The following is a 21024-nucleotide window of genomic DNA, read 5'->3' as shown; positions in this document are numbered from 1 at the left end:
TGTGAGCCTTTCTTAGGCGTATTCGTGCATTCCCTTATCCTTCAAAATTCTAACGATTTCCTTTACCTCTTGCGCCTTGTCTTTGGCACATATCAGCAGCGCATCCTTGGTATCCGCAATAATCAGACCATCAATTCCAATTGTAGTGATGAGCCGGTCATCGCCGTAGATGATGGAGTTCTGTGTGTCGATGCCTACGTAATTCGCTTTGACAATGTTTCCATGCTCATCTGGAGGAAATATCGCGCCAAGCGCATCCCAGCTTCCAATATCATTCCATCCAAAATCGCCTTCAATAACGACAACCTCGTCACTGCGTTCTAAAATCCCATAGTCGATTGAAATGTTTTGCAGCAAAGGATAAATCTCATTAATCATTTCCTCTTCGCGCTCCGTGCCCATATACGCAATTAAAGGGAGCATTGTTTTAAAGAGCCTCGGAAGAAACCTTTTAAAATTATCAATGATGCAGGAGGTTTTCCAAATAAACATACCGCTGTTCCACAAATAATGACCGGATTGAAGATAAGATTGCGCTTTTGCAAAATTAGGTTTTTCGACAAATTCGGCTACCTCATAAACGTGACAAGGCTCCTTAATGAAAGAGTCTTTCTTGCAAGAAATATAGCCATAGCCAGTTGAAGGAAAGGTAGGCTTGATGCCAATCGTAACAATCTTGTTTGTCTCCATAGCCACGATGCAAGCATCATTCAATGTTTTCTTAAAGTTATCCGATTCGGTAATATGATGATCGGATGGAAATACGACCATAAGAGAATCACCATGGTTTTTCTCAATAAATAAAGCTGCAAGGAGTATGCTCGCCGCCGTATTTTTGGCAACAGGCTCTACCAGAATGTTAACGTGCTGAACACTCTTATGCATGATTCTCTCGAGCAGCACCGCTTGGGTGCGATTCGTTACTACGATCGTGTTTTCCATCGGAATAACGCCGTTAAAGCGTTCAATCGTATCATTGAGCATAATGTCGGTGCCGCTTATATTGATCAGCTGCTTTGGCAGCTCCTGCCGGGATAAAGGCCAAAAACGTGTTCCGCCTCCGCCTGCGAGAATCGCAGCAAATTTATTCATGATGCATCACCTCATGAGCCATGCAGTATGAAACAATGTTTTCCGAGCCTTGATTTAAATTCAGGCCGCTTGCATGTATGCCATCATAACAGCCGCCGGTCTCTGCATCTATTAGCGATTCATGACGGGAGTTCCGCCCATGAAACCATTCATAGCATAAGGAAGCTTGCTCGCGATAGGCTTCCTTCCCTAACGTCTTGTATGCCTCTAAGCAGGCTAACAGCATCTCGCAAGCTTCTATCGGCTGCTCGTCATATAACGCTGCTTCTCCGCCTCTATCAAGCCAGCCATGACTGCCCACGGGTTTGAAATAACCTTCTTTTGCAAAAGTTATTGAGGCTAGAAAGTCCAAGCTTTCTTTAGCAGTTTGTCTGAATGCTTCTTTATGCGAAAAATGTGATGCTTTGAAAAGCGCCCAAGGCAGCATCGCATTGCCGTAAGCAATACGATCCTCAAACCACTGCCAGCCCTCTCCTTTATTGCTTTGATACTGCGTATGCAGCCTCATCGCTAATTCCTCAATTAACGAAACGATTTGAGCCTCTGGAAGAAAGGCTGGGTCATCGCTTTCCATATTCGGATATGGGAACTTATAACGGAGCGCGTTCTCCGTCTGCATCATTGAAGTTAAGCCGATAATTGCATAAGCCATCGCTCTTGGCGATCTCAAGCTCCGCACATGCGGCAGCGCCTGATTGATCATATATTTACATGTATTTTGCACATTATGCGGGACGGATGTCTCCGAAAGTGTAAATCCGAGCGCCCACAAACAGCGCCCCAGACAATCCTCAGAGCCTGTTTTTTCTATGAACAAACGGTTGTAGTCCATAAAGTTTCGAAAGCTGCCGTCTTCATTTTGAGCATGATGAATAAAGGCCAAATACGTATTTATAAGGTTCAAGGAATCCTTGTCCCTAATGCGCTTATTGAGCATAACTGCAGCAATCAAAGCCCTTGCATTATCATCGGAGGTATAACCTTTGGAACGGTCTGGAATGCCGAATTTAGTATGCTGGAAGATGCCTGTATCATCTGTTAATGAGCGTAAATAATTCATGGATAACGGCTTGATCATACTTACTCCCATTAAACCGCACTCCCTTTTAACACATAATGACGTGCCATCGTTTCACGGAAAAGTACCGCGTAAGATTTGGCGACTTCATTCCACATCATTGTACTGCCTAAAGCGAGCGTCTTGCTCTCCATCTCCGCTTTTAGATTCGGATCGTCCAATATCGTTACAATATGGTTTTCTAATGATGCGGAATTGTGGAAATCTGCGAGCAATCCTCTTCCGTCAGCCAGCATCTCAACAGCGTAGCGATATGGAGTCGAAATAATCACCCTACCGTAACCAATTCCGAATGCTAGCGTTCCACTTACAGCTTGATCCTTGCCAAGATAAGGCGTCATATAAATATCCGACAATACAAGAGATTGAACAACCTCCTCCTGCGTCAGATGCTTATCAACAAACGTAACATGATGCTGAAGGCCAAGCTTCTCTACTAGGTCTGTCAGCTTCTTTCTGTACACTTCTCCAACCTCTTGTTTCACAACAGGATGCGTTTTACCTAAAATCATATAAAGTGCTTCCGGATGCTTCTTCACTACGCCGCTCATGGCCTCTATGGCATATTCAATCCCTTTGCCTGGGCTTAAAAAACCGAATGTTGAAATGATTTGCCGATTCGTATACCCGAACCTTTCTTTAAGCTCATTTCTAGATTCGGTCGCAACGACCGGAACCCCATGATGGAACATCTCTATCTTTTCAAGCGCTATACCGTAAACCTCATGCAAATCATGTATTTTGGTATGGGCCATCGTAATGACCCTATAGCTTAGCTCCGCCAGCTGCTTCATAATTAAACGCTGCTTCTCGCTCGGTTCGGACAATACGGTATGAAAAATAACGATAAACGGGATTTTGAGCTTCGCTGCCAAATCCAAAACATATTCTCCGCTTTCCCCGCCGTAAATACCGAACTCATGCTGAATGACTAACATATCTATATTAGATTGATTAAGATCAATTGCTATTTTGCTATAATCTGTACGATTGTGCTGTCCAATCTGAGCCATCACCTGATTACTGTACGCATAGGACTTATTGTTGTTAACCGCAATCATGCGTGGTGCATTAAAATCTTGAATTTGTTCGATCTCATTCATCAGATCCTGAGAAAAAGTAGCTAATCCGCATTCTCTAGGCAAGCTCGTTCCCAAAAATGCTATATTCCGCTTGATTAAAACTTTTTTCAATGAAATCGCTCCCTTATTTTTAAAATATTTACAAATGAAAATAAAAAAAAGAAATAAAGATGTCTTTATTTCCGAGATTAAACGATATGCTTTTGGTTTTTAGCTATCCCAGTGTTACCACTTAACAGCTTTCAGTTGCTGCCTTTTCTTGCAATTCCGCTCCTATCTGCTGTTTAAACCTTAACACGACCATATTTTCTTGTCAATCGAACGGGATTTGTGCTGATTTGACAAGTAGAGAACTTGTGATAAAATTAACATATGACAAGAAAATATGGTCGTTAGCGGGCTGATTAGACATTCTATTGCTAATCAGTCTTTTTTATTGTCGGTTTGACAGTACCCCATTCGATTAGGAGGCAACAAATGATGAGCAATACTATCCAGTTAAACGAACGGGTCGATTTAAGCAAATCTAAGATTAATCTATTAAGAAAGCAAGGACAGGTACCAGCTATTGTATACGGCAAGGATGTCGGCAGCATTTCTGTTATCGTCGCTGAGAAAGAAATATTATCAGTCATAAAGCACAACCCGCGCGCTATTTTAAATGCAGCTATTCCGGAAAAAGGGAATAAGCCAGTATTAATTCAAAATATACAAAGAGATCCGCTAAGCAATAAAATTGTTCACGTTGATTTCTATCAATTGAATATGAATATGAGTTTAGATTCGAAAGTAACGATTCATTTCTCCGGAGAACCAGCAGGTGTCAAAGAAGGCGGAATGCTTCAAGTTGAGATGTACGAAGTAGAGGTTCGCTGCATGCCAGACAATCTGCTCAGCGCATTCGAGGTAGATATTAGCGGCCTTAAAATAGGAGATCATTTACTAGTGTCTGACCTCTCCTTCCATGAAGGTATCGAGGTTTTGTCCGATCCTGGTGCGATGTTAGTTAAAATCTCGCAAGCACAAGCCGAAGAAGAAGTTGCTTCCGCATAATCGTCATATAAATAATAAAGGGAACCCTATACAAAATGTACAGGGTTCCCTTTTATTTATCTGGATCTATATCTTTATCATCATGAACGACTACAATAAACTGTCCAGGACTTACATCAAAATATTTGCATAACCTCCATAACAGATCCCGCGGATATTGAACCATCTCATCCTTATACATCTTCCGAACAGAATCAAAATGATAGTCAATATCTTTGGCAAGCTGCCTTATCGATAGGTTTGGATCTTTAGCTCTCATGATTTCTTTTAAATTACTATGAACCCCCGGCATTTGTACACCCCCACTTCGATAAATATATAACGGTCAGAATATATAATCAACTATTCCAACCTCTAGTATTCCCACTTTTTAAATATGACGATAAGTAGAGCTTTTTTTTTGTTAGAACACACAAAAAAACGGCTCTATCTCTAGAGCCGTACGATTTATATACTTTGGTGCGGTAGACAGGATTTGAACCTGCACGTCCATTGGACACTACCCCCTCAAGATAGCGTGTCTGCCGTTCCACCACTACCGCACATTGTAAATTGTACGATCCTTCACTCACATCTTCTTACTCTAGAAAATGGTGAGCCATGAAGGACTCGAACCTTCGACACCCTGATTAAAAGTCAGGTGCTCTACCAACTGAGCTAATGGCTCTCGTGTGATTGCAACGAGCTCCATAGAGCTGGTACACTTTGAGGATTAATGGTGACCCGTAGGGGACTCGAACCCCTGTTACCTCCGTGAAAGGGAGGTGTCTTAACCACTTGACCAACGGGCCGTCTGGAACTAAGAGAACAAATATGCTTGAGACAACAAAAATGATTATATCAGCTTATCATCAGAAGTTCAAGCATTTTTTCTCAAGTTTTTAAAATATAATTTTAGCCTTACGATTCAATCGTTTCAGCCTTAAATACATTGTCTAACTTGTCTTCAGGCGTAAGTCTTTTCTTAAGCGGCACCTTAACGTCTCTTCCCAATTCTTTGAAGAAGGTTTCAACGTCACATTCGATTTTGTCCACAAATACGGACAATTTGCCTCTTTCGATAATCGCTTCATTGCCTTCTGCAGGTACAGTTACTTCGATTGAGTATTTTTTCATTAAGGTATTGCTGTACCGTGCGAAAATCTCAAGCAATTCCTCGTTGTTAAATTTGCTAATCGCTGCTTGTCCCTTGTTCGTAAAGTTTAAGTTTATTTTCATGTTTACAGCTCCTCATCTCTAATGATGCATCTGTTTTCACGGCTCGAGCAACTTATAACGAAAAAACCACTCTCTAGTCAGATTTATGATCTGAATATAAAGTGGCATCATCTATCAGAAAAGTGCATGCAAAATGACACCTTCTAAGTTCACCTATATACATCGGCAAAGAGTAAGTTATGGTGCGGTAGACAGGATTTGAACCTGCACGTCCATGGGACACTACCCCCTCAAGATAGCGTGTCTGCCGTTCCACCACTACCGCACATTTATAAGTCGAACGTTCATCGCTCTCATCTTCTTAATCAAGAAAATGGTGAGCCATGAAGGACTCGAACCTTCGACACCCTGATTAAAAGTCAGGTGCTCTACCAACTGAGCTAATGGCTCTCGCTGTAATTGTAAACGAGCTCCGAAGAGCTAGTACATTTTTTTGTGTGAATAATTGGTGACCCGTAGGGGACTCGAACCCCTGTTACCTCCGTGAAAGGGAGGTGTCTTAACCACTTGACCAACGGGCCATACAGAACACTTCAAATGAGATTTCCACGATGCTGCAACCACTGTGGCAAATAAAAAAGACCGGATGAACGGTCTTCCCGTTGCAAACACTTGTGAGAAAAATGTGGCGGAGAGAGAGGGATTCGAACCCTCGCACCACTTACGCAGTCTAACCCCTTAGCAGAGGGTCCCCTTGAGCCACTTGGGTATCTCTCCAAATCTGGCTCCCCGAACAGGACTCGAACCTGTGACAACTCGATTAACAGTCGAGTGCTCTACCAACTGAGCTATCAGGGAAAAGTAAAAGTGACAAGTAATAATATATCATGTACTACTTTGATTGTCAATCACTTTTAACACTAATTTTCCGCGACATTTTCCACAAGCGTATTTAGCCGGATCAATCTTCCTTTTGCGCAGATACTCCATCCCGCATTTGGTACAAATAAGCTTGTACCGAAATGGCTGCTGCTTACGCTGCGCGCGTTCAGGCAAGGACTGACAATAGCGTGAGCCGCCTACCTGAGCCAGCAGCTGTTTGAATTCAATATCGCGATGCTGGTACCCCCGCTTCAATATATGCAAGTGATAATGGCAAAGCTCATGCTTAATAATTTTCTCGGTTTCTTCATGCCCGAAAGCCGAAAGCTGATGAGGACTGATCTCAATATTATGGGACCTTGTGAAGTAGCGTCCTCCTGTTGCTTTAAGTCGGCTGTTGAATGTAGCTTGATGTAAAAACGGACGATTAAAAAAGGTTATCGAAATATGCTCAACCCATTGCTGAAGCGCCTCATTATTCATTCATTATTCTCCCCCAACTACTTGAATTTTAAAGCTGGCATAGGCTACACTGTCAAGTAGGAATTATTAAATGTGCAGAAAATTTACAGTATATCTACGGTAACAAACTAAAGGGGAGATCAATAATTATTATGGCAACTATGCGCTACGTCCTATTGAAACAAAATGACATCATCTTTTTCGTGGAAATGCCTGAATCGCACGCTTATCAGCTAAGCGCGCTTAACCTCCGGCTTCATAAAGAAATTGACAAGCTAACGGCAGAGCATGTTCCAGTATTGCCTTATGCTGTAGCTGAGTGCAACGATGTTGAGCTTCACGACAATTCCATTAATATCGTCTCGGGCCTGGATTACATCAACAGCCTTGAGAAGGATTTTGCCGGCGTTCAAGAGAAGTCCTATCCGCTTATTTCGCTTTTAACAGAAATTCGCGCTCTGCAAGCTCAGCTTGAACAGTGGTACGAAGAGTATGAAGAAGAACAGAGTATATAGGTAGGACCTGCACGGACACACGCCCTTCCCCATATTGTAGTATTACAACAAGTTAGGCCTGGGGAAGGAGAACGATAGGTATGCCACAGTGGCTGTGCAATCAAATGATGCGTGCATTTCAAAAGAAAGATCGCAGACAAATTAAGCTGCTTAATGACTGCTGGTATTTTTACCGCAACAAACAAGGTTCAAAGGAAGAAGGCACCGGAACCGAATTCACCGAATTTCAGTAATGAATCTCTGCCCAACCACATAACCGTATACGGCTGTTGCCATACTTTGAAGGGATTAGCTCGTTTAAACGGTGAATTAAAGCAGAATGCAATGGCGAACTCCTAATTACTTATCGTTAGAATAACAAAAGCGACCCCCATTTTCTAAGGGTCGCTTTTTTGTAATTGTTTAGTTATCGATAAATTAAAATTTGTTGAAAAATGTAACATCATCAACTGATAGACGAGTTGTTTCACGGCCTTCTACTGCTGCTTTGCCGATTGGAAGCATCAATGTCGGCAAATAACGATCCGAAATATTAAACAGTTCCATCACTTGATCACGGTTATATCCGCCCATAGGAACGGAATCATACCCTTTAGCACGAGCTGTCAGCATAAGCTGCATCGCCACTAGGCCTGTGTCAAATACAACGATTTCTTTCAAGCGCTCTGCTGGCAAAGCTGAGTACATTTTCGTAGAATTCGCAATAAAGTTGTTGCCCACTTCTTCAGTCATGAAACCTGCTTCAATCGCAGATCCATAAATTTTTTCGGACAACGTGTACATTTCCAAATCAGCTAGAACAATAACAATCGCTGATGCAGCAGCTACCTGCTTTTGGTTAAATGCGATGGGAAGTAGCTTTTGCTTCAGTTCAGGATCAGTTACAACGAGAAAACGCCAAGGCTGCATATTCGATGAAGATGGCGCTTTGATCGCAGTTGCAAGAATGTCTCTGATTTCTTCCTCAGAAATTACTGCACTGCTGTCGTATTCACGTACAGAACGACGGCTATTTAAAACATCAAAGAAAGTTGCATTCAATTGTTCATTCGTTTGAGTTTCTTGTGAATTGCTTTGAGTTGTTGTCATATGGTTCCCTCCAAAGGAAAATTTTTATCTGTGCAAGATTCTACTCAGTTAATCTCGCGAATATACTGTGCTTCGCAGGGCACAGTTAATGAAAGATGAACTGTATCATTTATATACACAGTATAGGTCGTGTCGATATTTTTGTCAATCGACTAACTTTAGTAAATTAAATTACTTTTTAAGAAGAATTAGGCAATGTTTTTTGAGCAAGCTGCGCAATTGTAAACTGCTGCAGTGTTTCGATCGTATTCTGTTCAATCTCATTTGCAATATCCATGAATGCTGATTTCATATTCAATCCAGCATCATGCAGGCTGATTGTATCCAGCATGCCGCTGCAGAGAGGTTCTCCTACTTTGAGAGCAATGTACACCTCAGCGAGCGATATCGCCTCTGGAGGGCGTTTCAGCCTATAACCTCCATCACGGCCTTCTCTTGTTTCAATTAATTGCCCAGCAGCCAGCTTAGCCAGCACTTTCCGCAATTGTGTTGCTTCCGAGTTCAAGCAGCCGGCAATAGCCGCACTTGGATAACATTCTGATTTGTGCGATAAAATAACGAGTGCCTGCAAAGCGAGTCCAAACCATTTTGAATGGGTCGATCCGCTTGCCTTTTCTGTCTTCATAGTCATCTCACTCCTTTTGTAGGGTAGTAGGCGATGCCCATGCACTTGTTAAATTATAAAGGGCTTGCCTCCTAACAGGCAAGCCCTTTATATATGGAAAGCGTTAGTTAGGCTTGCGCATCGTCAAGCTTACTCGGCCTTTTTTCGAATCAACACTAAGCACCCATACCGTAACCGTGTCACCGACAGATACAACATCCATCGGACGTTTAACGAATTTATCGCTGAGCTGTGAAATATGAACGAGCCCATCATTTTTGATGCCGATATCGACAAACGCACCAAAATCGATGACATTCCGCACTGTCCCGTGAAGTTCCATTCCTGGAGCCAGATCCTCGATATTGAGTACATCAGTATGGAAAATCGGAGGAGGAAGCTCTTCACGCGGGTCGCGACCCGGACGAAGCAAGCTATCCATGATGTCCCGCAAAGTAGGTACGCCCACGCCAAGCGTTGGCGCGATACGATCTACGTCTAGCTCCGCAAGCTTTGTTCTTAGCTCCTCTGAGCCTAACTGCTTAAGGCTAAGGCCCATCTCACTAAACAGCTTGTCTACAACCTCATAAGATTCCGGATGAATCGGCGTGCTGTCTAAAGGATTGACTGGTTCAGCAATTCTCAAGAAACCAATACATTGCTCATATGATTTTGCGCCAAGACGCGGTACCTTCTGCAGCTGGTTTCGTTTAATGAAGCGTCCGTTTTCGTCACGATATTTCACGATATTTTTAGCAATTGTAGCATTAATGCCCGCCACGTAGGATAACAAGGATGCTGATGCTGTGTTCACATCGACGCCAACATGGTTAACCGCTGATTCAACTACACCGCCAAGCGTCTCATCGAGGCGCTTCTGACTAACGTCATGCTGATATTGTCCAACTCCGATTGCTTTAGGCTCGATTTTAACGAGCTCTGCAAGCGGGTCTTGCAATCTGCGGGCAATCGACACTGCGCTGCGCTCTGCGACGTCTAGCGCCGGAAACTCCTCCTGAGCGAGCTTAGAGGCCGAATAAACGCTTGCGCCTGCTTCGTTGACAATTATGTACTTAAGCTCAGCACCGCCCGCTCCGGCCGCCTTGCGCTTGCCTATTAAGTCGGCAATAAATTGCTCCGTCTCACGTGAGGCTGTTCCATTGCCTATAACGATCAATTCTACTTTGTATTTATCAATTAAACCATTGATGAGCTTCTCAGCTTCAGCCACTTTGTTGTTCGGAGGAGTTGGATAAGATACCGCGACCTCCAGCAGCTTGCCAATATCATCAATGACTGCGAGTTTGCAACCGGTGCGGAAAGCCGGATCAACTCCGAGCACGATATTGCCGCGAACGGGCGGTTGAAGCAGCAGATTGCGCAAGTTTTCAGAGAAAATGGAAATGGCATGCTCCTCTGCCTTTTCTGTCAGCTCGCCACGAACCTCGCGCTCAATAGATGGTGAGATAAGACGCTTATACGAGTCTTCAATGACCGATACAAGCACATCGCGTACAGATTGCGCAGTTCCGTTTCTAAGCAGCTTTCTCTGGATATGCTCATGAATGCGTTCCGTAGGAACATCAAAGGCAACACGCAGCACATCCTCGCGTTCAGCACGATTAATCGCAAGAACACGATGTGGAGGAAGCTTTCGAACCGGCTCCTGATAGCTGTAATACATCTCGTATACCGTTTCCTCAGCAGCATTTTTTGCTTCTGTCTTGATTAGCGCTTGATCAAATGTAAATTTGCGAACCCAAGCACGAATAGATGCATCATCGGCAATATTTTCGGCAATGATGTCCGAAGCTCCATTTAAAGCATCCTGAGCAGTCGGTACACCTTTTTCCTCGTTCACATAACGAGCAGCTTCAACAAGCGGATCACCGCTGCGCGGCTGTGACCACAGCCATTCTGATAGCGGCTCCAGTCCTCTTTCCTTCGCGACGCTCGCACGAGTCTTCCGCTTTTGCCGATATGGCCGGTATAGATCTTCTATCTCTTGCAGCTTCACCGATTGGGTAATCGAAGCGCGCAGCTCTTCAGTCAGTTTGCCTTGCTCATCAATTAGACGAATAACCTCGCGTTTGCGCTCTTCCAGGTTCCGCATATATTGCAGCTTCTCTTCGATTGCTCTTAGATCATTTTCATCTAGCTCACCTGTCATCTCTTTGCGATAACGCGCGATAAATGGAATGGTGTTGCCCTCATCAAGCAAGCCTACTGCAGATTTCACTTTTGTTACCGGGATCGATAACTGTGCAGCTATTCCAGTAATGATTCGCTGACTTTCGGCAGCTTTCTGTTCCACTGTCAATTTCGATTTTCCCGCATTTTCTTCTACATCATCTGTAAAATGCTGTACCTTTGTATCCGCCAAACGTCATGCCCCTTCCTCATGCTTCATGCACCCGTATATGGGTTGTTCGCCATTTCAAAACCAATCGTCGTACGTCCGCCATGTCCTGGATATACAATGACTTCTGGGTTTAGTTTGTACAGCTTCAAGCGAATGGAGTCATATAAATCACGTTCACGTCCACCTGGCAGGTCCGTTCGGCCAACTGACATTTTGAATAGCACATCGCCTGAGAACAGATGGTTGCCGTGCAGGAAGCTTACGCTGCCGGGAGAATGCCCCGGTGTATGCATGACTCGGAAAGACAATCCAAGCAGCGATAAGGTTTGACCTTCCGCGAGCGCATATTCAGCGAGATCCGTTGAGAGCGGAGGCGTTACATCCTGCCATCTCATTGAACCATTTTTACGCGGATCCGTTAGCCAGTCTGCCTCCAAGTCATGTATGTACACAGGACAGTCAGCGAGCTTTCGCACTTCATCCACTCCGCCCATATGATCGAAATGAGCGTGAGTCAATAGAATTGCCTCCACCTTCACGCCTTTAAGACGCTCAATCAGCTTGCGTGGATTCATTCCTGGATCAATCACGATGCCGCGTTCCTGCGCCTCTTCACCATTTACCGTTGCAGGCTCCTTCACCGTGATGAGATAAGCATTCGTTTGCAGGGGACCTAATGTAAAAGTTTCAATCTTCATATTCTCACTCATATTCGTTTAAAATGACTCCAACAAAGTGCGGAGCTCTTTCACAATAACGGATTGATATCCAGTTCCTTCTCCATAACGACGGCCAATTTCCTGTCTTGTAATCGCCAGCTTCTCTTGATAGTCGGCTGCTTCACGGTCTGGATTTTCTTTTTTGAACGCAAGCATAGCTTCCTGAACATGAGTAGGACGCGGTCCCCACTTACCTAGCACTGCTCCGCCTGTATCCGCAACAATAACGACAGGTACAGAACGGCCGCCAAGTGTCAAAAATTGATCCATCGTGTCGAGATGCTCTTCCATAATGAGCACGTCAATCGGCACGCCGCTGTTCTCAAGCGCTTTGAATACAACAGGAATATTGCGTACAACATCGCCACACCAATCAGCCATCAGGATCAATACACGAAGATCATCACGATTGTTAAGCGAATCGAAATATTCCTTGTCGCTCTCATCAGTCCAAACGAACTTTTCCGACCAATCCAAAAACTGCTCTTTATTTTTGGTCATGCCGTCAATAAATTGTTGCGGGCTTATTCCTTTGCCCAGTTTATCTGCAATGCTTTTGCTCATATGAATCCCTCTTTCGTCTATTTAATGGTTGCTCATCAGAAAAAAATGCAAGGTTGACTGTTCTATTATACCGATTTGCGGCGTGAGCGTACAAATTTGAAAAGGACATAAATAATAAGGAGTGCAATTGCGATAAGAATAGCAGGCTGTACATAAGGCGCAGCTTTCTCATCGATTTTATCCCAGTTCTCACCAAGTGATTTGCCTAGATAAATAAACAATATAGACCATGGCAGAGATGCAAGTGCAGTCAGCAATGTAAATAATCCAAAATTCATTCTTGCCATACCGGCTGGAATTGAAATAACCTGTCTCATTACTGGGACAAAACGTGCAGTGAACACGATGCCTACGCCATACTTGTTAAACCAATTTTCAGAAATATCTACATGTTTTTGTTTGATCTTTATATATTTACCGTATTTCTCGACGATTGGCCGTCCGCCATATCTGCCAATCCAATATAAAATCCAGTTTTGTCCAATTGCACCTAACGTACCGAACAACACTGCCCCCCAGAAGGAAATATCCCCTTTGTATACGAGATAACCTCCAAAGCCGAGCACAATTTCACTTGGTATAACTTCAATCAATAGTCCGATCAAAATACCAAAGTACCCTAGACTCTCTACCCATTGCAATACATTGTCCAATACTTCATGAATAAAATCCATTCCTGTTCTCAATCCGCCTTCCTGCATAAAATATGGCTTTCGCTTGCTTTTGCTGCGCTGAAGCTATTCTAACATACGATACAGACAACCTTCCACTTTTGTCATGTGCTGACAAGCCCCTGCATAGACTAGCCTTAAATGATACGAATGGATGAGGTGAGCGTTTCATGTCAAAGGTCTTTATTGTAAGTAAACGACAAATTCAACTGTTTATTGTAGTTGCAGTCCTTATCGTTTTCACCGGCGTTTACTTAAGCTGGGACAGATCAAAAGAGGTAGATGGACAACCGTCAGAGCCGCGAATTTTCCAGATTGTTACGGTTGAATACAAGTCACAAACTGCTGACGGCAAAGAGCATGAAATGTATCGCTGGGATCCGGGTCAAATTGTTGTCCAAAAGAATGAACTAACTGAGCTGCATATTAGTGGTGTAAGTGGGGCAAGCCATCCCTTTGTCATTGAAGGTCTTGACATAAAGGGTGAAGTACTAAAAGGCAAAACGACGGTTGTACGATTCACTGCCAAAAAGGAGGGAACTTATCCTATTTTATGCTTGACCCATACTGATATGCGCCACGGCGGACCAATGGTTGGTTATATCACAGTAGATTAGCAGGCAAACAGCTGGAATGAGTGACCTCCTTCTCCCCGGGCGCATACATATGGGGTAGAGAGGAGTCGGTCTATAATGAAAGCTAACGCGCCAAAACATACAGCCGGCTTACCGACTGCGCGTAAAATTCGCAGAGCCTGCAGCAACGAGCTATACCGCACCGTGAAGCGTTTGAAAGTTTGGGTGTCCAAAGAGAAAATGGAGCAAGCAGAAAAACTTTATTTTAAAAAGGTTATTGTCAACCTGATCTGGGTTCACGAAAATAAAGACAATCGGAAGATCCAATGCGACTGGTGGGAAGAGAATGTCAGCGCTGAAATTGCCGAGTTATGGGAAGTCGATCGCAATCAGCTTTGTATCGCGTTTAGAGAAGCTTTTGGCGGTTAAGATGGTTATTGGATAAACAAAAAAGAGGCTTTCCCATATATTATTGGGATTGCCTCTTTTTCTGTGCAGCTGCTTGTTGCTTAGCTTGTAACGATTAACCTTCTTCCTTCAATCGGTCACAGGATACCGTCTTTGTGTTCACAGGATTGTTGCCGACCATAACTGTTGCCATCCCATTCGCCTCGTCGACATTTTCAATCCAGACCGAATCCTCATCCAGATGAACTTTAACTGTCTGTTCTGATTCGTATATTTGCTTCGCGCGTGCTACGTCCATACTGCTTACCCCTCCTTTTTTATAAATTCTTTGAACAATTGTTATCTGGATTCACGTTCCATCGTATCTGTTGTTGACTCGTCAATAAGGCCGTTTTGCAGCGTTACATTGCCGCCGCCCAATCCTTCATTAACCATCCTGTCGATATCCATAAAATAATCCTCTCGACCCTCATGCTTCGGATCTGCCGCCTCTTGTTTTTGCTCGTCGTTTGTATCAGTCATAGTTATACCCTCCCAATTGTTTTGGCGAATACGTATACCGTGTAGGCCTGATTTCGCATTCGCGGCGGTAATAACAAGGTTTATCCACCTTCGAAAAATATGCCCGAAAATGCAGTCAAGCATGCATCGTTCACAGCAGCGGCGATAACATGCGCAGTAATGCTTCTGCTGCCTTTTGTCGATTCGGGCGATTCATAAAGGTCTTTTTGTCCAATTCTCGGCTATGCTTCAAATCCTCCATAAAATCCGTTTCCAGCTTCTTAATCGTCCCTTCGTCAAATAGCACCGCGTTCAGCTCAAAATTACTTAGCAAGCTGCGCATATCTACATTTGCTGTTCCAACAGTGGCCAGCATATGATCTACAATCATCACCTTCGAATGAATAAATCCTTTCTCATAACGATAAACCTTCACTCCCGCATCCAGCATCTCTTGCATATAGGATAGCGTGGCAAGCAGGACGAGCTTGGAGTCCGCAATGCCCGGTATAATCAATCTCACATCTACCCCGCTGAGTGCAGCAGTTCTGAGGCCCATAAGCAGGCTGGAATCAGGGATAAAATAAGGTGACGTTATATATATCCTAGTCAAAGCCGCTGTTATCGCAGCAAACATGACCTCGTCAATCTTATGAGCATGCTGTCCCGGTTTACTTGAGACCATCAGCACCCTTTCATTTCCTAGGCAATGATGCGGCATCATATACGCTTTACCATCCAGCTCTTCTTTTGCCGCGAAAGCCCAGTCGTTCATGAACAGCTCCTGCAGGTAATATACGGAGTCCCCTTTTAAACGCAAATGGGTATCCCGCCAGAAGCCCAGCTTCGGGTCCTTGCCTAAGTATTCATCACCGATATTGATCCCACCGATAAAACCTACGATCCCATCTACTACAACGATTTTGCGATGATTGCGATAATTTAATTTTCTGTCAAAAAAGGCGATGCGCGGCGGTAAAAAGCAGCTTGTCCGTACTCCTGCAAGGTGAAGCTCTTCGATATACTTATCACCTAAATGCAGGCTTCCTATCCCATCATATACGACTCGTACCTGGACTCCTTCCCTCGCCTTACTCGTTAACACCTGCAAGAAACGTTTTCCAATTTCATCATCTCTAATCGTGTAATAATCCATATGTATATGATGGGTCGCTCGCCTCAGCTCTCTCAATATCTCCTCGTATGTATCAACACCGTTGTTCAGAACGAATGCTTCATTATTACCGGTAATCGGAAACGGAGCTAGGCCAGTGAGCATGGCAAACAATTTCTTTTGTGCCTCAACCTGCTCATTTTCCATATCCGCTGCCTCTGTAACCTGCTTGGATAATTGATTCGCATAGCGTATAGTCTCCTGCTTAAATCGTTCCAAACGCCTGCGTCTGACAAAGTCTTTCCCAAGCATAATATAGGCTATAAAACCTATGAACGGGAACATAAATGTAATGAGAAGCCATGCAGTCAACTGTGCTTGACGACGATGCTCCATCACAAAAACCGCAGCTAGCTGAATAATATATACGATTAATATTGCCGAGAGCCAAATGAACCCCATTGTCAAAATACACCTCATTTTCTCCTTACCGTACATAAGCTTACAAGTCCCTCTAGTTTGAACTCATGTTTACATACCTATTCTTATAAAATCTTATAACATGAAAAAAAGCCCGCCGATTATTGGTAATCGGACGAGCTTTAGAATTTAAAGTATTGCAGATTAATGATTAGTTCTGATGATTGGTTGATTGGATTATTGGATGATTGAATTATTGCTTCATTGTCACACCAGCATTATTATTTTCGATATGAGTAAGGATAAGGCGATGCATGCTAAGCCTTCTAGTTACAAACTGCGGCAAAAGGCGATAATTCATGCCCAGCTTATAGCCGATCAGCTTAGCTGCGGATTCAGCGATCAGCTTGGGAATCAAATACCATTTGCGGGTTCGATTGAGCTCATTCAGCTGCAGCTTAACAAGCTTTGAGCCTGCCTTGCCAACTGCGCTGTAAGGCGTGATCCATGTATTGCAGCGCATAGAAATTCCATTATCGAAGTAACGCTTGAATTGCTGCTTTATCGAATAGTCATGGGAATGGAACACTAGAGCCTCTGCGCAGTAAGCAACCTTGTAGCCAGTCAATATGCATTTGGCAGCCATAAACAAGTCCTCATTAAAGATGACAGGTTCCTGAAACCGTCCCATCGTCTCAAACGTCTCACGCCATATCGCTGAGCATACGTTGGAGCAAAAAAATGTTTTAATCCCAAGCTCTTCAATATCCTCATATGCTTTCAATTGCGACTGTGCCGGATAGTTATGCTCCCTTGCCAGTCGTTCCAGCACATTAGCTTCTGGTCTCGGCAGCTGCCTTGCATAGGCATACGCCACATTATTTCCAGATAAAAGTGGGCGAGTCAGCTCTTCTATGAGCTTATCGTTGCAAGGGAGGGCATCCTGCGTCATAAAAAGCAAAATATCGCCTCGCGCTTGCATCGCTGCAACGTTACGAGTGCCGCCGTGATCGAAGTCTCGGCGTTCAACGCGCATCACTTGGGCGCCAGCCTTGAGTGCTCGCTCCTGCGTCCCATCGTCCGAGCAGGAATCCATGATGATGATTTCATATGGAGGAAGCGACTGATGCTTCAATCGCTCTAATAGCTCTTCCAGCTCTGGCCCTGCATTTAATGTAGGAATAATAATCGATACTCGGCATGCTGAATCGCTGTTAGTAAGCATTTTTGTTAATCAAGCCCTTCAGTACCGTTTTGAAAATAATTTTGATATCAAAGAAAAAAGTCCAGTTTTCAATATAAAAAATATCAAACATAATACGGTCTTGTATGGAAGTGTCGCCTCTTAAGCCATTGGTTTGTGCCCAGCCTGTTATCCCAGGTCTAATCTGATGCTTAACCATATATTTTGGAATTTCCTCTTTGAACTGATTCACGAAATAGGGACGTTCTGGCCGCGGACCAACCACGCTCATATGGCCGAGCAGGACGTTGAAAAACTGCGGCAGCTCATCCAGACTCGTGCGACGAAGGAAGCTGCCAAACTTGGTGCGCCTTGGATCGTTCTCTACCGTCCACTGTGTATCTGATACTTTATCTGTTGATACACGCATCGAGCGGAATTTAAACATATGGAACGTTTTGCGATCGAGCCCCATCCGCTCCTGCTTAAACAATACGGGTCCAGGTGATGTCAGCTTAAGCCCTATGATAGCGAACAACATGATTGGAGACGTTATAACAATTGCTACTAATGAGAAGGCGATATCAAACCAGCGCTTTAATATCCGATTGCTCAGCTCATCGAGCGGAATATCCCTTACATTAATAAGCGGGATGCCCGCAAAATTATCAAAAAATGGCCTAGCCGGCAGTAGATCAAAGAAATCAGGAATGATTAGCGTCTTCACGCCCGTCCGTTCACACATTTCAATAATTTCCGCATACTTCGCATGCGCTTCAAGCGGCAGTGCAATGATGACCTCATCAATAGGCATCATATCCAGCTTTTGCTTCAAAGCGTCAAGCCTTCCAATAATCGGCTTCATATACTGATGCTCAGGCGCATGCTCATCTTGATAATCATCCAAAAAGCCGACTACCTCATAACCAAGATCCGGGTGCTGCTGCAGATTCGTATAGAAACTGCGTCCCACGGAACCCGCCCCAACGATAAGTACAAAACGTTTATTAAAGCCTTTGCGACGAAATGAAGCGAGGATCGATTTGACCCAATATCGGTATGACGCAATGGCGATAAAATTCATGAAAAAGAAAATGGCTAGAAATTCACGAGAGATATGTACTTCACGGGTGAAATATAACATGCCTAACAGACCAAGAAAACTAATGGTTTGAATCTGAAAAATCTTCCAAATGTCATAAGAGTATCTTTTTCGACGCTTAGGGGAATAAAACTGCAAATAAAAACCAATTAATACTGCCGAGAAAGAATAAACTGTTCCCCATAGCAAATAAGTAGAAAATGGTAGTGATTTAATATTAGGCAATATATTACTATAAAACTTTAACCAATACGCAAATAAAAATACAAGCAAAGCGCATATAAGATCTGCCATCATGTATAATTGCGTCAGAAACCGTTGGTTTTGTCGAAGCATTTTGCTTAGTTCACCTACGTTTCTTTAAAATTCGATCTAGTAACAGTTTATCAAAATCTTTAATATGTTTAAATACCTCAAAAGACATATATTACATAATATCAGAACTATCATAATAAGAATATAAAAAAGGGGGCCTTGGACAGTGTTTACTCCCTCGACCTCCCCGATATCATTAATTAATATTAACTATTTAAATAATGATTAAGTGCTTCTCTCCATGGTCGAAGCAGTTTTAAACCATTCATTCTTATACCGCTATGTTCCATAACCGAATAAGCTGGTCTTGGAGCTGGACGAGGAAATTCCTCTGTACTACAAGCAGTAACGATTGTTTTATGTCCGCTTTCTTCAAAAATTGCTTTTGCAAAATCAAACCACGAACAAACTCCAGTATTAGACGCATGATAAATTCCAAAATAATCGGTCTGTACCAATTCTATTAAGAATTCTGCTAAATCATACGTATAGGTTGGTGATCCAAGCTGATCCGAGACCACTTTAAGTTCACTTTTTTCTTCAGCCAGCTTTAACATGGTATTAACGAAGTTATTTCCAAACTTACCATAAACCCATGATGTACGCACAATATAATATCGATCATGTAATGTTTGTACTAGATGCTCGCCTGCTAATTTTGACTTACCATATACCGTCTTCGGATTGGTAATGTCATACTCGTGATAAGGGGTGACTCCAAACCCATCAAACACATAGTCTGTACTGATGTAGCAGAGCTTGGCACCTATCTCCCTAACAGCAATAGCAACATTACGTGTACCAACTGCATTTACTCGAAAAGCTTCATCTGATTCGGATTCAGCTTGATCCACTGCCGTATATGCGGCACAATGAATGACGATGTCTGGTCTGTGATGTGAGAATATTTTGCGGCAAGCTGATAAACTCTTAATATCTAGAATATCTCGACTAAGTCCAATAATATCGGCGGATACGTTCGACCACTGTGATAACTCTTTTCCAAGTTGCCCATTAGCACCCGTTACAACTATTTTTAGCCTAGACATTTATTCTTTCGCCTCCAAACGCTCCTTGTATTGAGTATCGTAGTATTGTTGATAGGAGCCTGATGTAATTTGTTCCATCCATTCTTTATTATTAAGGTACCAGTGAATTGTTTCCTTAATTCCGTTCTCATAGTTAAACTTTGGCTGCCAGCCTAGTTCATTGCGGATTTTATCCGCATCAATTGCATAACGAAGGTCATGACCTAAACGATCTTTTACAAATGTAATTAGTGATTCTGGTTTACCTAGTTCTGCGAGAATTGTACGAACAACCTCTAAGTTGTTGCGTTCATTTCGACCCCCGATGTTGTAAACTTCACCACTACGCCCTTTTTGAAGTACCAAATCGATAGCACTGCAGTGGTCTTCAACATATAGCCAGTCACGAACATTCAGTCCATTACCGTAAATAGGCAGGGGTTTGTCTTGTAGAGCGTTTTGAATCATCAAAGGAATAAGCTTCTCAGGGAATTGGTACGGACCATAATTGTTTGAACACCGGGTAATATTTACATTCATTCCAAATGTCTCATGATAAGCTCTTACAAGCAAATCTGCTCCTGCTTTACTTGCTGAGTATGGACTATTAGCTGCAAGAGGAGTCTCTTCCGTAAAGAGACCAGTCTCGCCCAATGTCCCATATACCTCATCTGTAGAGACTTGTACAAATTTATTAACATTATATTGCTTCGTAAGGTCAAGAAGAGTTTGAGTACCAAGTATATTGGTTCGTACAAATACATCTGGCTGCAATATACTCCGATCAACATGAGACTCCGCTGCAAAGTTAATAACTGCATCTATGCCAGACGCAAATAATGGCTCCAACTCTGTTCGTTCAGTAATATTTGCTTTGACAAATTTATAATTCGGAAGATTCTCTACTGAACGTAAGTTTTCTAGGTTGCCAGCATAAGTAAGTGCGTCAACATTAATGATCTCATAGCTTGGATAATTATTAAGCATATATAAAACAAAGTTGCTCCCAATAAAGCCGGCTCCGCCGGTAATGAGTAGTTTCACGAG

At 43.1% G+C, this 21024-nt stretch carries 24 protein-coding genes and 8 tRNA genes; 5 read left to right on the top strand and 27 right to left on the bottom strand.

The window, feature by feature from the left end; genetic code table 11:
• Positions 1-12 precede the first annotated feature (12 nt).
• Genes ACIFSR_RS21355 through ACIFSR_RS21345 form a run of 3 tightly spaced genes read right to left on the bottom strand, consistent with a single transcriptional unit; the run spans position 13 to position 3363 of the window.
• On the bottom strand, positions 13-1092 hold the full coding sequence (locus ACIFSR_RS21355) for a mannose-1-phosphate guanylyltransferase (protein ID WP_430059801.1): 1080 nt from the start codon (positions 1090-1092) through the stop codon (positions 13-15).
• Positions 1085-2182: a glycosyltransferase gene (locus tag ACIFSR_RS21350; RefSeq protein WP_430059799.1), complete on the bottom strand. Its 1098-nt coding sequence runs from the start codon at positions 2180-2182 to the stop codon at positions 1085-1087. Before ACIFSR_RS21350 ends, ACIFSR_RS21355 begins: the two co-directional genes overlap by 8 nt.
• Positions 2182-3363 (bottom strand): glycosyltransferase family 4 protein, encoded by a 1182-nt coding sequence (locus tag ACIFSR_RS21345; RefSeq protein ID WP_430059797.1) that lies wholly within the window; start codon positions 3361-3363, stop codon positions 2182-2184. Before ACIFSR_RS21345 ends, ACIFSR_RS21350 begins: the two co-directional genes overlap by 1 nt.
• Positions 3364-3729: 366 nt before the next feature.
• Between ACIFSR_RS21345 and ACIFSR_RS21340 the strand changes: the two genes are divergently transcribed.
• Complete coding sequence (locus tag ACIFSR_RS21340; protein WP_430059795.1) at positions 3730-4305, top strand: 50S ribosomal protein L25; 576 nt, start codon at positions 3730-3732, stop codon at positions 4303-4305.
• A gap of 52 nt (positions 4306-4357) precedes the next feature.
• Here ACIFSR_RS21340 and ACIFSR_RS21335 read toward each other — a convergent pair whose 3' ends face one another.
• The 11 genes from ACIFSR_RS21335 to ACIFSR_RS21285 all read right to left on the bottom strand — a co-directional run bounded on the left by ACIFSR_RS21335 (position 4358) and on the right by ACIFSR_RS21285 (position 6828).
• The gene (locus ACIFSR_RS21335) at positions 4358-4597 is read right to left on the bottom strand and encodes a helix-turn-helix domain-containing protein (protein WP_339204567.1); all 240 of its coding nucleotides are present in this window, start codon (positions 4595-4597) and stop codon (positions 4358-4360) included.
• A 165-nt stretch (positions 4598-4762) separates the two neighbouring features.
• Positions 4763-4847, bottom strand: a tRNA-Leu gene (locus ACIFSR_RS21330).
• A gap of 49 nt (positions 4848-4896) precedes the next feature.
• Positions 4897-4972, bottom strand: a tRNA-Lys gene (locus ACIFSR_RS21325).
• Positions 4973-5021: 49 nt separating this feature from the next.
• Positions 5022-5096 (bottom strand) — tRNA-Glu (locus tag ACIFSR_RS21320).
• Between the two features lie 109 nt (positions 5097-5205).
• Complete coding sequence (locus ACIFSR_RS21315; RefSeq protein ID WP_076267429.1) at positions 5206-5523, bottom strand: hypothetical protein; 318 nt, start codon at positions 5521-5523, stop codon at positions 5206-5208.
• A gap of 180 nt (positions 5524-5703) precedes the next feature.
• Positions 5704-5788, bottom strand: a tRNA-Leu gene (locus ACIFSR_RS21310).
• Positions 5789-5837: 49 nt separating this feature from the next.
• Positions 5838-5913 (bottom strand) — tRNA-Lys (locus tag ACIFSR_RS21305).
• Positions 5914-5969: 56 nt separating this feature from the next.
• Positions 5970-6044, bottom strand: a tRNA-Glu gene (locus tag ACIFSR_RS21300).
• A 105-nt stretch (positions 6045-6149) separates the two neighbouring features.
• Positions 6150-6240 (bottom strand) — tRNA-Ser (locus ACIFSR_RS21295).
• 5 nt (positions 6241-6245) lie between these two features.
• Positions 6246-6321: transfer RNA gene (locus ACIFSR_RS21290), tRNA-Asn, on the bottom strand.
• A gap of 27 nt (positions 6322-6348) precedes the next feature.
• Positions 6349-6828: a SprT family protein gene (locus ACIFSR_RS21285; protein WP_076271832.1), complete on the bottom strand. Its 480-nt coding sequence runs from the start codon at positions 6826-6828 to the stop codon at positions 6349-6351.
• Positions 6829-6959: 131 nt separating this feature from the next.
• On the opposite strand from ACIFSR_RS21285, the gene ACIFSR_RS21280 reads away from it, so the two are divergent.
• Positions 6960-7322: a hydrolase/acyltransferase gene (locus ACIFSR_RS21280; protein WP_339204568.1), complete on the top strand. Its 363-nt coding sequence runs from the start codon at positions 6960-6962 to the stop codon at positions 7320-7322.
• Positions 7323-7402: 80 nt separating this feature from the next.
• Complete coding sequence (gene cmpA, locus ACIFSR_RS21275) at positions 7403-7555, top strand: cortex morphogenetic protein CmpA (RefSeq protein ID WP_339204569.1); 153 nt, start codon at positions 7403-7405, stop codon at positions 7553-7555.
• Between the two features lie 184 nt (positions 7556-7739).
• On the opposite strand, the gene ACIFSR_RS21270 is transcribed toward cmpA, so the two are convergent.
• From ACIFSR_RS21270 to ACIFSR_RS21245, 6 genes are all read right to left on the bottom strand, one after another.
• Positions 7740-8411 carry a nitroreductase family protein gene (locus ACIFSR_RS21270; RefSeq protein ID WP_076271830.1) on the bottom strand — a complete coding sequence of 224 codons (672 nt, stop codon included), beginning with the start codon at positions 8409-8411 and terminating at the stop codon, positions 7740-7742.
• Between the two features lie 178 nt (positions 8412-8589).
• Positions 8590-9036, bottom strand: coding sequence for an RrF2 family transcriptional regulator (locus ACIFSR_RS21265; protein WP_339204571.1), 447 nt, complete (start codon positions 9034-9036; stop codon positions 8590-8592).
• 103 nt (positions 9037-9139) lie between these two features.
• Complete coding sequence (locus ACIFSR_RS21260; RefSeq protein ID WP_430059791.1) at positions 9140-11398, bottom strand: Tex family protein; 2259 nt, start codon at positions 11396-11398, stop codon at positions 9140-9142.
• 23 nt (positions 11399-11421) lie between these two features.
• Entirely contained in the window at positions 11422-12075 is a 654-nt protein-coding gene (locus ACIFSR_RS21255; protein ID WP_339209736.1) for an MBL fold metallo-hydrolase, read from the bottom strand.
• Between the two features lie 18 nt (positions 12076-12093).
• Positions 12094-12660 carry a thioredoxin family protein gene (locus tag ACIFSR_RS21250; protein WP_430059789.1) on the bottom strand — a complete coding sequence of 189 codons (567 nt, stop codon included), beginning with the start codon at positions 12658-12660 and terminating at the stop codon, positions 12094-12096.
• A gap of 65 nt (positions 12661-12725) precedes the next feature.
• The gene (locus ACIFSR_RS21245; protein ID WP_076271826.1) at positions 12726-13334 is read right to left on the bottom strand and encodes a DedA family protein; all 609 of its coding nucleotides are present in this window, start codon (positions 13332-13334) and stop codon (positions 12726-12728) included.
• Positions 13335-13501: 167 nt separating this feature from the next.
• Between ACIFSR_RS21245 and ACIFSR_RS21240 the strand changes: the two genes are divergently transcribed.
• On the top strand, positions 13502-13948 hold the full coding sequence (locus ACIFSR_RS21240; RefSeq protein ID WP_430059788.1) for a cupredoxin domain-containing protein: 447 nt from the start codon (positions 13502-13504) through the stop codon (positions 13946-13948).
• Between the two features lie 75 nt (positions 13949-14023).
• Positions 14024-14335 (top strand): dehydrogenase, encoded by a 312-nt coding sequence (locus ACIFSR_RS21235; protein WP_339204575.1) that lies wholly within the window; start codon positions 14024-14026, stop codon positions 14333-14335.
• Between the two features lie 94 nt (positions 14336-14429).
• On the opposite strand, the gene ACIFSR_RS21230 is transcribed toward ACIFSR_RS21235, so the two are convergent.
• The 7 genes from ACIFSR_RS21230 to rfbB form a co-directional block, all read right to left on the bottom strand.
• Complete coding sequence (locus ACIFSR_RS21230) at positions 14430-14612, bottom strand: H-type small acid-soluble spore protein (RefSeq protein ID WP_339204576.1); 183 nt, start codon at positions 14610-14612, stop codon at positions 14430-14432.
• A 41-nt stretch (positions 14613-14653) separates the two neighbouring features.
• The gene (locus ACIFSR_RS21225; protein ID WP_076271822.1) at positions 14654-14836 is read right to left on the bottom strand and encodes a hypothetical protein; all 183 of its coding nucleotides are present in this window, start codon (positions 14834-14836) and stop codon (positions 14654-14656) included.
• Between the two features lie 130 nt (positions 14837-14966).
• The gene (gene cls / locus ACIFSR_RS21220; RefSeq protein WP_430059786.1) at positions 14967-16391 is read right to left on the bottom strand and encodes a cardiolipin synthase; all 1425 of its coding nucleotides are present in this window, start codon (positions 16389-16391) and stop codon (positions 14967-14969) included.
• A gap of 211 nt (positions 16392-16602) precedes the next feature.
• On the bottom strand, positions 16603-17574 hold the full coding sequence (locus ACIFSR_RS21215) for a glycosyltransferase family 2 protein (protein ID WP_430059784.1): 972 nt from the start codon (positions 17572-17574) through the stop codon (positions 16603-16605).
• A complete protein-coding gene (locus ACIFSR_RS21210; protein WP_430059782.1) occupies positions 17564-18970 on the bottom strand; it encodes an undecaprenyl-phosphate glucose phosphotransferase in 1407 nt (468 codons plus the stop codon). Before ACIFSR_RS21210 ends, ACIFSR_RS21215 begins: the two co-directional genes overlap by 11 nt.
• A gap of 185 nt (positions 18971-19155) precedes the next feature.
• A complete protein-coding gene (gene rfbD, locus ACIFSR_RS21205; RefSeq protein ID WP_430059780.1) occupies positions 19156-19998 on the bottom strand; it encodes a dTDP-4-dehydrorhamnose reductase in 843 nt (280 codons plus the stop codon).
• Complete coding sequence (gene rfbB / locus ACIFSR_RS21200) at positions 19999-21021, bottom strand: dTDP-glucose 4,6-dehydratase (protein WP_430059778.1); 1023 nt, start codon at positions 21019-21021, stop codon at positions 19999-20001.
• Positions 21022-21024 lie beyond the last annotated feature (3 nt).

It is taken from the genome of Paenibacillus sp. NRS-1760, from assembly GCF_050467785.1.
Taxonomy (GTDB): Bacteria; Bacillota; Bacilli; order Paenibacillales; family Paenibacillaceae; genus Pristimantibacillus.
The sequence above is the reverse complement of the archived record's forward strand: the minus strand, read 5'-3'. Positions and strand labels throughout refer to the sequence as shown.

What these genes read in the sequence shown, in the direction of transcription:
- ACIFSR_RS21355 (WP_430059801.1), bottom strand. Translation starts at nt 1,092, where the DNA reads ATGAATAAATTTGCTGCGATTCTCGCAGGCGGAGGCGGAACACGTTTT.
- ACIFSR_RS21350 (WP_430059799.1), bottom strand. Translation starts at nt 2,182, where the DNA reads ATGGGAGTAAGTATGATCAAGCCGTTATCCATGAATTATTTACGCTCA.
- ACIFSR_RS21340 (WP_430059795.1), top strand. Translation starts at nt 3,730, where the DNA reads ATGATGAGCAATACTATCCAGTTAAACGAACGGGTCGATTTAAGCAAA.
- ACIFSR_RS21335 (WP_339204567.1), bottom strand. Translation starts at nt 4,597, where the DNA reads ATGCCGGGGGTTCATAGTAATTTAAAAGAAATCATGAGAGCTAAAGAT.
- ACIFSR_RS21315 (WP_076267429.1), bottom strand. Translation starts at nt 5,523, where the DNA reads ATGAAAATAAACTTAAACTTTACGAACAAGGGACAAGCAGCGATTAGC.
- ACIFSR_RS21285 (WP_076271832.1), bottom strand. Translation starts at nt 6,828, where the DNA reads ATGAATAATGAGGCGCTTCAGCAATGGGTTGAGCATATTTCGATAACC.
- ACIFSR_RS21280 (WP_339204568.1), top strand. Translation starts at nt 6,960, where the DNA reads ATGGCAACTATGCGCTACGTCCTATTGAAACAAAATGACATCATCTTT.
- cmpA (WP_339204569.1), top strand. Translation starts at nt 7,403, where the DNA reads ATGCCACAGTGGCTGTGCAATCAAATGATGCGTGCATTTCAAAAGAAA.
- ACIFSR_RS21270 (WP_076271830.1), bottom strand. Translation starts at nt 8,411, where the DNA reads ATGACAACAACTCAAAGCAATTCACAAGAAACTCAAACGAATGAACAA.
- ACIFSR_RS21265 (WP_339204571.1), bottom strand. Translation starts at nt 9,036, where the DNA reads ATGAAGACAGAAAAGGCAAGCGGATCGACCCATTCAAAATGGTTTGGA.
- ACIFSR_RS21255 (WP_339209736.1), bottom strand. Translation starts at nt 12,075, where the DNA reads ATGAAGATTGAAACTTTTACATTAGGTCCCCTGCAAACGAATGCTTAT.
- ACIFSR_RS21250 (WP_430059789.1), bottom strand. Translation starts at nt 12,660, where the DNA reads ATGAGCAAAAGCATTGCAGATAAACTGGGCAAAGGAATAAGCCCGCAA.
- ACIFSR_RS21245 (WP_076271826.1), bottom strand. Translation starts at nt 13,334, where the DNA reads ATGGATTTTATTCATGAAGTATTGGACAATGTATTGCAATGGGTAGAG.
- ACIFSR_RS21240 (WP_430059788.1), top strand. Translation starts at nt 13,502, where the DNA reads ATGTCAAAGGTCTTTATTGTAAGTAAACGACAAATTCAACTGTTTATT.
- ACIFSR_RS21235 (WP_339204575.1), top strand. Translation starts at nt 14,024, where the DNA reads ATGAAAGCTAACGCGCCAAAACATACAGCCGGCTTACCGACTGCGCGT.
- ACIFSR_RS21230 (WP_339204576.1), bottom strand. Translation starts at nt 14,612, where the DNA reads ATGGACGTAGCACGCGCGAAGCAAATATACGAATCAGAACAGACAGTT.
- ACIFSR_RS21225 (WP_076271822.1), bottom strand. Translation starts at nt 14,836, where the DNA reads ATGACTGATACAAACGACGAGCAAAAACAAGAGGCGGCAGATCCGAAG.
- cls (WP_430059786.1), bottom strand. Translation starts at nt 16,391, where the DNA reads ATGGGGTTCATTTGGCTCTCGGCAATATTAATCGTATATATTATTCAG.
- ACIFSR_RS21215 (WP_430059784.1), bottom strand. Translation starts at nt 17,574, where the DNA reads ATGCTTACTAACAGCGATTCAGCATGCCGAGTATCGATTATTATTCCT.
- ACIFSR_RS21210 (WP_430059782.1), bottom strand. Translation starts at nt 18,970, where the DNA reads ATGCTTCGACAAAACCAACGGTTTCTGACGCAATTATACATGATGGCA.
- rfbD (WP_430059780.1), bottom strand. Translation starts at nt 19,998, where the DNA reads ATGTCTAGGCTAAAAATAGTTGTAACGGGTGCTAATGGGCAACTTGGA.